The 12335-nt window shown below is 42.0% G+C and carries 17 protein-coding genes and 1 riboswitch; of the genes, 13 read left to right on the top strand and 4 right to left on the bottom strand.

Annotated elements, in window-relative coordinates; translation table 11 throughout:
• Nucleotides 1–63 precede the first annotated feature (63 nt).
• Nucleotides 64–211: riboswitch (FMN riboswitch) on the top strand.
• A 364-nt stretch (nucleotides 212–575) separates the two neighbouring features.
• The 3 genes from ribE to ribH are packed head-to-tail and all read left to right on the top strand — an operon-like array spanning nucleotide 576 to nucleotide 2919.
• Nucleotides 576–1232: a riboflavin synthase gene (ribE, locus tag ACGLXV_RS06425; RefSeq protein WP_391557979.1), complete on the top strand. Its 657-nt coding sequence runs from the start codon at nucleotides 576–578 to the stop codon at nucleotides 1230–1232.
• Between the two features lie 13 nt (nucleotides 1233–1245).
• Nucleotides 1246–2439, top strand: a complete 1194-nt coding sequence (locus ACGLXV_RS06420; protein WP_119710308.1) for a bifunctional 3,4-dihydroxy-2-butanone-4-phosphate synthase/GTP cyclohydrolase II — start codon at nucleotides 1246–1248, stop codon at nucleotides 2437–2439.
• A gap of 12 nt (nucleotides 2440–2451) precedes the next feature.
• Nucleotides 2452–2919, top strand: coding sequence for a 6,7-dimethyl-8-ribityllumazine synthase (gene ribH / locus ACGLXV_RS06415; protein WP_119710307.1), 468 nt, complete (start codon nucleotides 2452–2454; stop codon nucleotides 2917–2919).
• Between the two features lie 38 nt (nucleotides 2920–2957).
• Here ribH and pdxK read toward each other — a convergent pair whose 3' ends face one another.
• Nucleotides 2958–3779, bottom strand: coding sequence for a pyridoxine/pyridoxal/pyridoxamine kinase (gene pdxK, locus ACGLXV_RS06410; RefSeq protein ID WP_391557978.1), 822 nt, complete (start codon nucleotides 3777–3779; stop codon nucleotides 2958–2960).
• Nucleotides 3780–3971: 192 nt separating this feature from the next.
• On the opposite strand from pdxK, the gene mobA reads away from it, so the two are divergent.
• The 9 genes from mobA (at nucleotide 3972) to ACGLXV_RS06365 (ending at nucleotide 9141) form a co-directional block, all read left to right on the top strand.
• Entirely contained in the window at nucleotides 3972–4604 is a 633-nt protein-coding gene (gene mobA / locus ACGLXV_RS06405) for a molybdenum cofactor guanylyltransferase (protein ID WP_391557977.1), read from the top strand.
• A gap of 41 nt (nucleotides 4605–4645) precedes the next feature.
• Nucleotides 4646–5110, top strand: a complete 465-nt coding sequence (locus ACGLXV_RS06400; RefSeq protein WP_391557976.1) for a molybdenum cofactor biosynthesis protein MoaE — start codon at nucleotides 4646–4648, stop codon at nucleotides 5108–5110.
• Nucleotides 5103–5333 carry a molybdopterin converting factor subunit 1 gene (moaD, locus tag ACGLXV_RS06395; protein ID WP_391557975.1) on the top strand — a complete coding sequence of 77 codons (231 nt, stop codon included), beginning with the start codon at nucleotides 5103–5105 and terminating at the stop codon, nucleotides 5331–5333. The genes ACGLXV_RS06400 and moaD overlap by 8 nt, the downstream gene beginning before the upstream one ends.
• Before the next feature lie 39 nt (nucleotides 5334–5372).
• Nucleotides 5373–6392, top strand: a complete 1020-nt coding sequence (locus ACGLXV_RS06390; RefSeq protein WP_391557974.1) for a MoeB/ThiF family adenylyltransferase — start codon at nucleotides 5373–5375, stop codon at nucleotides 6390–6392.
• A 430-nt stretch (nucleotides 6393–6822) separates the two neighbouring features.
• Entirely contained in the window at nucleotides 6823–7557 is a 735-nt protein-coding gene (locus tag ACGLXV_RS06385; protein ID WP_391557973.1) for a DUF4230 domain-containing protein, read from the top strand.
• Nucleotides 7550–8212 carry a uracil-DNA glycosylase gene (locus ACGLXV_RS06380; RefSeq protein ID WP_119710750.1) on the top strand — a complete coding sequence of 221 codons (663 nt, stop codon included), beginning with the start codon at nucleotides 7550–7552 and terminating at the stop codon, nucleotides 8210–8212. Before ACGLXV_RS06385 ends, ACGLXV_RS06380 begins: the two co-directional genes overlap by 8 nt.
• Nucleotides 8213–8226: 14 nt before the next feature.
• Nucleotides 8227–8394, top strand: a complete 168-nt coding sequence (locus ACGLXV_RS06375; protein WP_391557972.1) for a uracil-DNA glycosylase — start codon at nucleotides 8227–8229, stop codon at nucleotides 8392–8394.
• Nucleotides 8395–8415: 21 nt separating this feature from the next.
• A complete protein-coding gene (locus ACGLXV_RS06370) occupies nucleotides 8416–8751 on the top strand; it encodes a YwdI family protein (RefSeq protein ID WP_391557971.1) in 336 nt (111 codons plus the stop codon).
• 18 nt (nucleotides 8752–8769) lie between these two features.
• Nucleotides 8770–9141 (top strand): DUF423 domain-containing protein, encoded by a 372-nt coding sequence (locus tag ACGLXV_RS06365; RefSeq protein WP_391557970.1) that lies wholly within the window; start codon nucleotides 8770–8772, stop codon nucleotides 9139–9141.
• A 43-nt stretch (nucleotides 9142–9184) separates the two neighbouring features.
• Here the strand turns inward: ACGLXV_RS06365 and gerQ are convergent, their stop codons facing one another.
• From gerQ to hemQ, 3 genes are all read right to left on the bottom strand, one after another.
• Nucleotides 9185–9727 carry a spore coat protein GerQ gene (gene gerQ / locus ACGLXV_RS06360; protein ID WP_391557969.1) on the bottom strand — a complete coding sequence of 181 codons (543 nt, stop codon included), beginning with the start codon at nucleotides 9725–9727 and terminating at the stop codon, nucleotides 9185–9187.
• 30 nt (nucleotides 9728–9757) lie between these two features.
• Nucleotides 9758–10180, bottom strand: a complete 423-nt coding sequence (locus tag ACGLXV_RS06355) for a cell wall hydrolase (RefSeq protein WP_119710299.1) — start codon at nucleotides 10178–10180, stop codon at nucleotides 9758–9760.
• A 156-nt stretch (nucleotides 10181–10336) separates the two neighbouring features.
• Nucleotides 10337–11083: a hydrogen peroxide-dependent heme synthase gene (hemQ, locus tag ACGLXV_RS06350; RefSeq protein ID WP_119710298.1), complete on the bottom strand. Its 747-nt coding sequence runs from the start codon at nucleotides 11081–11083 to the stop codon at nucleotides 10337–10339.
• Between the two features lie 274 nt (nucleotides 11084–11357).
• Between hemQ and pta the strand changes: the two genes are divergently transcribed.
• Nucleotides 11358–12335 carry a phosphate acetyltransferase gene (gene pta, locus ACGLXV_RS06345; protein ID WP_119710297.1) on the top strand — a complete coding sequence of 326 codons (978 nt, stop codon included), beginning with the start codon at nucleotides 11358–11360 and terminating at the stop codon, nucleotides 12333–12335.

The following is a 12335-nucleotide window of genomic DNA, read 5'->3' as shown; positions in this document are numbered from 1 at the left end:
GTCGGTAAGAGTTTTAGGTTTCCTTTTACGGAAAGTTTATGTATAATGAGAGCAATTTAAATAGTATTCCTTCGGGGTCGGGTGCAATTCCCAACCGGCGGTGATGAAGCAAGAGCTTCTTAGTCCGTGACCCGTTTGAGTGTTCATTCAAACGGTGGATCTGGTGAAACTCCAGAGCCGACAGTAAAAGTCTGGATGGGAGAAGGAAAAAAATTCTGGTTTATGTTTATGGGTGAAGTGTACCCATTTTTAGACCTTTATTTGATATTGCCATTTTTCTGACCCCGTTCCTTTATTGGTGCGGGGTTTTGTTTTTTTTATGACTCCATTTCGAAGGAATATTGAGGCTACAGGTCATAAAAGAGTGGTTATGACTTGTTGCTATATGAAAATTCAGATTCAAAGGTCATAAACTCTGGTTTATGACCAGTATGGATGAAAATATCGGCTCTATGAGTCATAAGCACTTGATACGGTCTTATGCGAGAGAATCTCGAGGTTTTCGGAGATGCTACAAGTAGGAAACGGTAAAACGAGCGGCATAAATAGCTTAACCATGGAAGGAGGCAAGAAAAATGTTTACGGGGATTATTGAGGAAATTGGACTTGTAACCAATACAAAGAATACAGGGCAATCTTCGGTGTTAACGATAGAAGCCAATCATATTCTCACGGATGTAAAGCTCGGCGACAGTATCGCCGTGAATGGAGTTTGTTTAACCGTCACTTCTTTCACGTCTAACGCATTCACAGTAGATGTGATGCCAGAGACGATTAAGGCAACAAGCTTACGAGATGTGGAACCAGGGTCCCATGTGAATCTGGAAAGGGCGATGGCAGCCGGCGGACGGTTTGGTGGTCATTTTGTGTCGGGGCATGTGGATGGCCTCGGGGTAATTAAAGAAAAGAGAGAGGTTGCCAATGCCGTGTACTACGAGATAGAAGCACCAAGCGACCTCTTACACTACATTATCGAAAAAGGGTCCGTCACAGTAGATGGAACAAGTTTAACGGTTTTTGGTGTGTCAGAGACGAGTTTCCTTCTTTCGCTGATCCCACATACGTTATCGGAAACGATTATCGGGCGAAAAGGGGCTGGAGACATTGTGAATATTGAGTGCGATATGATTAGCAAGTACATTTCACACTTTTTATCCAAACAAGCCACTCAAACCATTCAAAAGAGTTCTTCTCTTACCGCTCAATTTCTAGAGGAAAATGGGTTTAAATAAGGAGGAAAGAGACATGTTTAATTCGATTGAAGAAGCATTGGAAGACTTAAAGAATGGAAAAGTGATCATCGTCTGTGATGATGAAGATCGAGAAAACGAAGGGGATTTCATTTCGTTAGCGGAAAAAGCAACCCCTGAGGTAATCAATTTAATGGCCACACATGGGAGAGGGCTGATTTGTGTTCCGATCGAAGAGGAGCTAGCTCAGAAGCTTGAGCTCATGCCGATGGTAGCTAGAAATACGGATCCGCATGGGACAGCCTTTACCGTAAGTATTGATCATAAAAACTCTACGACCGGTATATCAGCCTTTGAACGTTCTGATACGATTTTACAAATGCTAAACCCAGAATCAAAGGCAGCTGATTTTAAACGTCCAGGTCATATTTTTCCGTTAATTGCGAAAAAGGGTGGGGTACTAAAGCGTGCTGGTCATACGGAGGCTGCTGTTGACTTGGCCTTGCTATCAGGAGCAAAACCAGCAGGGGTTATTTGCGAAATCATGAATGAAGATGGCAGTATGGCACGTGTACCACAGTTAAAAGAGATTGCCGATAAGTTGAATGTCAAAATGATTACGATTAAAGATTTGATTGAGTATCGCAATCGAGAGGATCGTTTAATTCAGCGAGAAGTGGAAATTGAGCTTCCTACTGAATTTGGTCAATTCCGAGCCGTTGGATATTCCAATGTAATTGATGGCAAAGAGCATGTGGCTTTAGTAAAAGGAACCATTGACCCTAGCAAACCAGTTCTTGTTCGCGTTCACTCAGAATGCTTAACGGGTGATGTGTTTGGATCATATCGCTGCGACTGTGGTCCACAACTTCATTCTGCATTAAGTCAAATCGAGCAAGAAGGCACAGGAGTGTTACTATATTTGCGTCAAGAAGGTCGCGGACTTGGACTTTTGAACAAGCTAAGAGCATATAAGCTTCAAGAGGAAGGTTACGATACGGTTGAAGCGAACGAAAAGCTTGGCTTTGGAGCCGATTTACGAGAATACGGGATTGGTGCTCAAATTTTAAAAGATTTAGGAATTAGCCAAATCCGACTGTTAACGAACAATCCCCGAAAAATCAAAGGATTAAAGGGTTATGGCTTGGAAATTGTTGATCGTGTGCCCATCCAAATGCAATCACGTGAAGAAAACGAAAAGTATTTAAAAACAAAACAAAGTAAACTAGGACATTTACTACATTTTTAGGAGGAATTGATTATGGGAAGAAGCTTTGAAGGAAATTTAGTTGGCAGTGGGCTAAAGGTTGGTATTGTTGTAGGGCGTTTCAATGAGTTTATTACAAGCAGGTTGCTAAGCGGAGCACACGATGCTCTAAAAAGACACGGTGTGGCTGACGAAGATGTAGATGTAGCTTGGGTACCAGGTGCATTCGAAATTCCGTTAATTGCTCAAAAAATGGCACAAAGCAAAAAATATGATGCGGTAATCACATTAGGAACGGTTATTCGTGGATCCACTCCACACTTTGATTATGTATGTAATGAAGCAGCAAAAGGTGTACAGGCAACCACATTAAACACAGGAGTTCCTGTTATTTTCGGTGTGTTAACAACCAATACGATTGAACAAGCTATTGAAAGAGCAGGAACCAAGGCAGGAAACAAAGGCTGGGAATCTGCCGTTTCAGCGATTGAAATGGCAAATTTAAGCCGTATGTTTGAATAATAGAAAAGCCGCTGGAATGAACTCCAGCGGCTTCTATTTTATGCATTCACTTTTGCACCAAATGTTCGGTACGCTCCGTGCATGGTTGGTCCAACATACTCATTTAACTTAAATCCATGTGCGATAGCAGCAGTAATGAAGTCCTTCGCCGTAGCAACAGCGTCCTTCACCGATTTTCCTTTTGCAAGCTCTGCTGTAATAGCTGAAGAGTAAGTACAGCCTGCGCCATGAATGTAAGTAGTATCAATTTTTTTACTTTCAAGTAGAGTGAATTCCGCACCATCAAACAGAAGATCGACTGCTTTTTCGTGATTTAGCTTACTTCCACCCTTAATTAATACATACTTGGCACCAAGTGCATGAATCTTTACCGCTGCTTGCTTCATATCTTCAATCGTACGAAGAGGAGCGGTTTGTGCAAGCTGACTTGCTTCAAATAGATTTGGAGTGACAACTGTTGCACGTGGCACTAGGATTTCACGAAGAGCATCGGTAGTTTCTGGGTGCAATACTTCGTCTTCCCCTTTACATACCATAACTGGATCAATAACGACAGTTTGGAGCTGGTTCTCATCGATTACCTTTGCAGCTAGCTCAATGATTTCTACCGTTCCTAACATGCCTGTCTTCATCGCATCAATTCCTACAGAAAGAATCGTTTCAAGCTGTGCTTCTAGCGTCTCAATCGCAATGGGAAACACATTGTGATGCCAATGATTTTTAGGATCCATTGTTACGATGGTTGTAAGAGCGGTCATTCCATAAACGCCAAGCTCCTGGAATGTTTTTAAATCTGCTTGAATGCCAGCGCCTCCGCTTGTGTCAGAACCAGCAATGGTCATTACCTTTTTCAATGTCATTGTGTTGAACCTCCTATGAGCTTTATTTTTCTAATCATAGTCTAGTTTCCCAGATGTTTCTAGTCTTTTCTTTCGGTTACCTAAATTAGTAAAAATCTGTGCTGAATTTGTAGATAAAGGCGAATGTACGTAATAGTCTTTCTCCTCTTTCCATATTAAAATAGAGGAATATATCATTTAGAAAGGTGGACGATGAGCCTGAGCAGAACAGGGATTATTTTAGCAGGTGGACAATCAAGTCGTATGGGACAAAACAAGGCATTGATGATGATTGACGGTGTACGAGTCATCGAAAGAATTGCAAACGAACTCGAAAAAATCTCGGATGAACTTCTCATCGTCACCAACACGTTTCATACTTATAAATATTTGAACTTACCGATGGTTGAAGACGAGCAAAAGGGGAAAGGTCCCCTTGCAGGCATACAAGCAGGGCTTAAAGCTTCTCGATCAGAAAAAAACTTAATTGTGGCCTGTGATATGCCGTTTATCTCTTCAAGGCTGGGGGAATTTTTACTAGAGGAGTTAGAAGACTACCAGGCAGCTATTCCAAAGCTTGAAGGTCGTATTCATCCTTTGTTTGGTGCGTATCGAAAGGATGCGTTGAAAGCTGTTTCGCAGTCTATAGAGAAGAACGAGCTTCGTATCATGAGCCTGCTTCAGAACCTTCATGTGAGGTATATTTCAGAAGATATCTTGAGCAGAGAAGGCATCAGTGTGAAGGATACCGCTGTTTTTAATATGAATGATCAGATAGAGTATGAAAAAGCGTTAAAGCTGGATCGTGATGGAAACTCGTTTTGTGAGAAGAGCGAGGGAATATGATACAATCGAGTCAGTTTAAAGAACGAAAGGGAGGTGCAGACATGAATTTTGAAATATCTAAAGAAACCCTTGATACGCAATCGATTATTGAGAAAGTCGTTCAAAGGGAAGCGGGAGCCATTACAACGTTTATTGGAACGGTAAGAGAGCTAACCGCTGGGAAAAAGACTTTATACTTAATTTATGAAGCATATGAGAGCATGGCCGTTAAAAAGCTTGAGCAAATTGGACGTGAAATCGAAGAGCGCTGGCCGGGGGCAAAGGTGGCGATATCGCACCGAGTCGGAAAGCTTGAAATTACGGATATAGCCGTTGTCATTGCTGTATCTACCCCACATCGTGCGGATGCATACGAGGCTAATCGTTACGCAATCGAGCGAATCAAGGAGATCGTTCCCATTTGGAAAAAAGAGCACTGGGAAGACGGAGAAGAATGGATCGGAAATCAACTTGAAACGGTTGCTTATCCAAAAGGGAAACCAGAGGAGAGTGATCTAAATGAATAAAGTAATGTTTTTCGCTCATTTGCGCGATGCGGTTGGAGAAGAATCAGTATCATTAGACCTTACTGGAAAAACAGTTGCTGAAGCAAAGGTGATTTTAAGTGAGCGGTATGGAGTGAATTTGGATACGGTTATGGCAGCTGTAAATGAAGAATTTGCTGGTGACGAAGATGTGTTGAGCGATGGAGATGTGGTTGCTTTTATACCACCAGTTAGTGGGGGATAAGTAGAATAGCTGAGCCGGAAAGAGGAAGGAGGTTTTAGCATGGATGATCGGTATTCGAGACAAATTCTTTTTTCACCGATTGGAAAAAGTGGACAGGACAAGCTAGGCTCTAAGCATGTGCTGATGATTGGCGCCGGTGCACTTGGATCGGGAAATGGAGAGGTGCTTACGCGCGCGGGTGTTGGGAAGCTAACGATTGTGGATAGAGATTATGTGGAAGCGAGCAATCTTCAAAGACAGCAGCTGTACACGGAAGAAGATGTTCGAGAAAAGCTTCCGAAGGCGATTGCAGCTGAAAAGAGATTGCGGGCCATTAACAGCGATGTTGAGATTGTGCCGGTTGTTGGAGATGCATCACCTGACATGCTCGAGGACCTTGTCGTGGATGTGGACTTGATTTTGGATGCGACTGATAATTTTGAAACTCGAATGGCCATTAACGATATATCGCAAAAGTACAAAATCCCTTGGATCTATGGCGCTTGTGTAGGGAGCTTCGGCATGAGCTTTACGATTATTCCAGGCAAAACTCCTTGCTTAAATTGTTTGCTGAAAAGAATCCCTATTCAAGGAATGACCTGTGATACAGGAGGAATTATAGGACCGGCTGTGCAGATGGTTATTGCTCATCAATCAGCAGAGGTACTGAAGATTCTTGTAGAGGATTGGGAGGCGGTTCGTGATTCGTTTGCGAGCTTTGATTTATGGCGAAATCAATACACGAGCATGAAAATGGGTAAAGCAAAGGACCCAGGCTGCTTGTCATGTGGAGATCTTCAGGAGTATCCGTATTTGGATAAGGAAAATCTTTCACGCTCAACGGTACTCTGTGGTCGTGATACGGTGCAAATTCGGCCACCACGACAAAGTGAGCTAAATTTAGGAGACTTAGCGAGCCGACTAGTTAAGTTGGGTTACGTGGTGAAGGCAAATCCGTATTTGCTTTCAGTTGAAATGGACGAGCAACGTGTCGTTATTTTTAAAGATGGACGAGGACTGGTTCATGGAACGAAGGATATGAGTCAGGCGCGTTCGATTTATCAGAGATTGTTGGGTTAGTGGTGTTTGGGGAAACGTAAGTATTTTGGGAGAATCGCAAATAAATTTTCAGGATCGCAAATAAAATCTGAGAATCGCAAATAAGTTTTCAAGATCGAAAATAAAATCTGAGAATCGCAAATAAAATTCCAGGATCGCAAATAAATCTTGAAAATCGCAAATAAACTTCTCAAATCATGTAAAACTTAATAAAACCCTCGTGTTTCTTCACCAGAACCGTACTTGTATACTGAAATTTTAGCTAAAATCTATTAAAGCTCTCCAAAAATTGCCCAAAACTATAAAAAAACATGCTGGCCGCAACCATTGCGACCAGTTTTTTCATGAATAAATCTACTAATATCTTCTATACGACTTCTTTCTGCAAAATTCTACAAATTCCCACGGCAACCGTTATAATAAAATCTAGAAGTTTGTAAGGAGGGTGAAGATGAACGAGAAAGATGTACAGACGCAATTAGAGGCCTTGCAGAAGGAACTTACGGAAGCGAAGCAGCAAATGGCGGCCTCGATTGCATTCAACGAACTGCACCATCACAACCGATCAAAAGCAAGACTGATTCCGAAATCAATAACATGGAAGCTAATAGGGATAGCCTTATTCATTCTAGTCATAATCGGAGCGATTTTTACGATAAAGGGAACCAATCAAGCTACCGTACAAACGGGTAGTTTCAAAGAGCAAATAAAAGACTTGTCGTCACTTGCGTCATCACAGGCATACGTGAAGGCGGTTATTGAAAAAGAGGACAATCAGCTGTTTGGGAAGGAAATTAGTACGAATCTTCCAGGAACAAAGAGAAAGTTCCTTCTTATTATCCCGGGCACGGTTACGGCAGGAGTTGACTTAACCGGAATCACCGAATCAAATCTCCATGTAAGTGAAGAAGAAAAGACAATAGAAATCAAGCTTCCACAAGCTTCTATTATCCAAGAGCCAACACTAGATTTTGATCAAGCTCAAGTGTATTCAGTGGAAGGAATCTTTCGGGATGAAGTGAATTGGAATGAGGCTTACGAGCTCGCAGAGGAGGCCAAGGGGCTCGTAAAGGAAGAGGCACTATCTCAAGGGCTAATTGAGGTGGCAGAAAAAAATGCAGAGAAAACATTAACAGAGTTTTTCTCAGCACTTGGATATCGCGCGGTGATCACATATGATGAGTAATTTGAATGGCTGGGAATCTTACATCGGGGATGAGTTTAAACAGGAATACTTCACAAAGCTCGATCGCCTGATTGAAGAGGAGTCTGAACGGTATACAATCTATCCGAAAAGAGAGCATATCTTTTCTGCACTACAGTACACATCGTATGAGCAGGTGAAGGTCGTCATACTCGGTCAGGATCCATATCATGGCCCAGAGCAAGCTCATGGTCTGAGCTTCTCGGTCCTACCAGGAGTTCCTACGCCTCCATCGTTAAAAAATATTTTCAAAGAGTTACAGAGTGATATAGGCATTCCCGTACCAAACCACGGATATTTAAAAAATTGGGCCGATGAAGGAGTTCTTCTGTTAAACACTGTCCTAACCGTTCGAGCGGCACAGGCTCATTCCCATAAAAAAATAGGATGGGAAATCTTTACGGATGCAGTGATTAAAAAGCTTAGTGAGAGAGAGAAACCGATGGTGTTTGTGTTATGGGGGAAACCAGCACAAGAGAAAAAGAGGTTGATTTCCAACCATCATTTTATAATTGAATCTCCTCATCCAAGCCCGCTTTCAGCTCATCGCGGCTTCTTTGGGAGCCGACCGTTTTCAAAAGCAAATGACTGGCTGAAAGAAAATGGCTACACAGAGATTGATTGGACAATTAAATGAAAAAGGTGGATCACATGAAGGTGGAAAAAAAGGACTGCTTTAAGTGCCAGTATTTCTACGTGACCTGGGACCCTCATTTTCCAAAGGGATGCAAAGCATTTGGGTTTAAAACAAGACAGCTTCCGTCAGTTGAGGTAATGAAGGCTTCGGGCCAGGCTTGCCTGCGTTTTGAGAAAAAGTAACGCTATTCTTTGGAAAAATCAGTGACAGGTCGTATACTAGAGGGTAGACAAGGGTATGAGGTGAACGAATTGGATATTAGTGTGCAAAAGCTACTTTTAAAAATGGAACAGGAGCTGCAGGCAGCCAAATCAAGTGGGACAAACTCACAAGTGAGAGAAAGAGTTCAAGCAATTAAAACGTTATGCGAGCTTGTGCTTGAAAGTCAAACGGGTGAGACCACACGTGATCTACCGCGTAGTCAGCCTGTGATTCCAACCATACGTGAGCAAATTCTAACTCCTTCACCCCTTCAAACACAGCCGAAAAAGCTACAAATAGATGATGAAAGCAATGGAGATTCACTGTTTGATTTTTAACATAATGGGGTGGAGAGGTTGAAAACGTTTATTATTCTTGGAGCCATTAATGCATTTTTAGCAGTGGCATTAGGGGCCTTTGGAGCACACGGGCTTGAAGGGCGAGTGGAGCAAAAGTACTTGGAGATTTGGAAAACCGGAGTAACGTATCAAATGTTTCATGCAACCGGCTTACTGATTGTAGGTGTATTGCTTGGACGCTTGCCGGCCAATGCGCTTTTATCATGGTCAGGCTGGATGATGGTAATTGGTATCATTCTTTTCTCGGGTAGCTTGTACGTCATGACGTTAACGAAAATTAGCATCCTTGGTGCCATTACACCATTAGGGGGCTTGTCGTTTTTAGCTGCTTGGATATTAATCGTGGTTGCAGCAGTAAAATATTTGTAAACAACAAGGAGCATCCTGCTAAGTAGGATGCTCCTATTTTTTATTACCTCGGAGGATAAGTGGCTAATCCAGGAGTGAAACCAGGATAGTCATACTCAAGTTCCTCATCAAAGGTTGCATATGCGAAGTACACCATTGGAATTAAGTATCTCATGCCGGTTTGCGGATCGCTTAGGATTAAGTGATCACGTCCAGCAGCTTCTATAATTCCCTTAAAGGTTCTGGATAAACCTTCATCGTTTCCGTCAAAATTGGTGTACACGGTGGTTAGCTTTCCTTTGTTCAGGCGGAAGATGTTTTCGATATACGATTCCTCAAGCGGTAGCATACCAGGTACTTGAGGACCAGCTGATGGCGCGTTAAAGGCACCTGTGTAACCAGGAACAGCTCCTGTTGGTGGAATCGTTGATCCCGCTGGCATAGTAGGATAGGTCGGTGCACCGTATGTAGGTGCCCCGGTGCCGGCACCGGCTACTTGGCCAGCTGTCGGGTATTTTGGTGCACTTGGCTGGACAGGGGCTCCGAAATAAGGTTGTTGATACCCTGTTTGTCTGTAGAAAGCATTTGGATCATAATTTTGTGACAAAGAAAATCCCTCCTAGAAAAAGTGATCATTTTAATAGACTTTCGGACAATTCTGCTGTGTTGGACTGAAGAAACAGTGTGCCTTAAAGCGGCCTGTGTTCCACTGGTTATACCACTGAGAGGGACAGGCACCAGTTGGTCTAAAAAACCAAAGAGCATTTGAACCGGGGTGAAATCGCTCCCCTTTTATCACACGTCTTGCAAGCTTTATCTCATTTTCTCTTGGAGCTTGATAAAAGTATCCTTTGACGGTTGCCTCAAATCCACCAGGACGCTGAAAGACCATTTTTCGTAAATCACGAATGTCTTTAAAATCCAGACATTGTCCTCTTACTCTGTTCACCCCAACATTTCCAACTAGCAGCATACCTAAATTTCCATCGCCTTCAGCTTCTGCTCGAATTAATCGGGCCAACAGCTTTACATGCTCTTCTGTGTAAGGGATCACACCCATAAATTTCACCTCTCTTCGTGTTGTACCTTCTGTGGTGAGATGAAAGGGTCAAATAAAAGAAGAAAGCTCACTAATTCATTCGTATGTGAAGGGAAATTCTTTTATTCCTAGATGATAGAAAAAACCCCCTAGCAAAGCTAGAGGGTTCATACATGATTAGTTTACGTGTAAGAAGCTATGTAGACGATCAATTTCTAGTAAATTTCCTACAAAGAAGGCACCAAATTCACCGTAACGTGCACTAACTTCATCAAAGCGCATTTCGTATACGAGCTTTTTAAATTGTAAAACATCATCTGAGAAGAGTGTTACTCCCCATTCGTAATCGTCAAAGCCAACAGATCCCGTAATAATCTGCTTCACTTTTCCTGCATACTGTCTACCGATCATACCGTGGCTGCGCATCATTGAACGGCGCTCCTCCATCGGCAACATGTACCAGTTGTCGTTTCCTTGGCGACGCTTGTCCATTGGGTAGAAGCAAACATGCTTCGCTTTTGGTAGAGTTGGATACAAACGAGCAAGGATTTCAGGGCTTTGATAAGGATCCTGATCAGCTGGAAGATAGTTGCTTAATTCAACTACTGACACGTATGAATGTGCTGGAATGGTATATTCAGCAAGCATGGTCTTATTGAATTCTGTTTCGATTTCATTTAACTCTTCCATTGTTGGACGTAAAATCATCATCATAAAATCAGCTTTTTGACCAACAATTGTATATAAAGCATGGCTGCCTTCCTTCTTATCTTGAGTGGCATTCCATTTTTCTACTAAACCTAAAAATTCATGAATAGCGGTTTGTCTGTCGTCACTTGATAGTAATTTCCAAGCGGTCCAATTAATTGTACGGAAGTCATGTAAACAATACCAGCCATCAAGAGTTTGTGCTGCTTCTGCCATTTGTTTCACTCCTCATTAGAATTATTATAATGTACAAAACATACTATACCATAGTTTCACCATGAAACGTGTGAATAAAACCTGAATTTTCACGATGGTATTATTAAAAAGGATAATTTTAATGAGAAATGCAGATAGTAAAGTAGATGAGGATTTTGTGGATTATTCAGAATACAAAAACTTTTTGGATGGAAACGGTAACAATATGTGAAACGGTTGAAATTTTATGTGGTAAGCGTATGCTAAAGGTATAGTACATAAGGGAGGATTCGTCATGAGCGACCTATTTACAGGACTGAAGGAAAAAGTAAGTGGACAAAACATTAAGATCGTTTTTCCTGAAGGTCTAGACGAAAGAATTATTAGTGCAGCTGGACGTTTAGCTGAAGAGAATGTATTAACGCCTATTTTAATAGGAAATATAGAAGCAATTGAAACAAAGGCAAAAGAATTAGGCGTGTCTTTAGAGAAGGCTGAAATCTACGACCCAAGTCAATTTGCGATGATGGATGAGTTAGTGGCATCCTTTATCGAAAGAAGAAAAGGGAAAGTAACGGAAGAGGATGCACGCAAGATTTTACTTGATGAAAATTACTTTGGAACGATGCTTGTTTATTCAAACAAAGCGGATGGACTAGTAAGTGGTGCAGCCCATTCAACAGCTGATACGGTAAGACCTGCGCTTCAAATCATCAAAACAAAAGAAGGCGTTCGTAAAACATCAGGTGTATTTGTTATGGTACGCGAAGATGAAAAGTATGTGTTTGCAGATTGCGCGATCAACATTGCGCCAGATGCACAAGACTTAGCTGAAATCGCAGTAGAAAGTGCAAAAACAGCAAGAATGTTTGATATCGAGCCAAGAGTTGCGATGCTTAGCTTCTCAACAAAGGGTTCTGCGAAATCTCCAGAAACGGAAAAGGTATCTGCTGCTGTTCAAGAAGCAAAGCTAAGAGATCCTCTTCTAGTATTAGATGGAGAGTTCCAATTTGACGCTGCATTTGTTCCTTCTGTAGCAAAGAAAAAAGCTCCAGACTCAGTGATTCAAGGGGATGCGAACGTATTTGTTTTCCCAAGCCTAGAGGCTGGTAATATCGGCTACAAAATTGCTCAGCGTTTAGGAAACTTTGAAGCGGTTGGACCTATTTTACAAGGCTTAAACCGCCCGGTAAACGATCTTTCTCGTGGATGTAACGAAGAAGATGTATACAAGCTGTCACTAATCACAGCTGCCCAAGCATTAAGTCAATAA

Origin of the sequence: Robertmurraya sp., assembly GCF_036676585.1 — a bacterium.
Classification (GTDB): Bacteria; Bacillota; Bacilli; order Bacillales; family Cytobacillaceae; genus Robertmurraya_A.
This window is presented reverse-complemented; position numbering and strand designations above follow the sequence as displayed.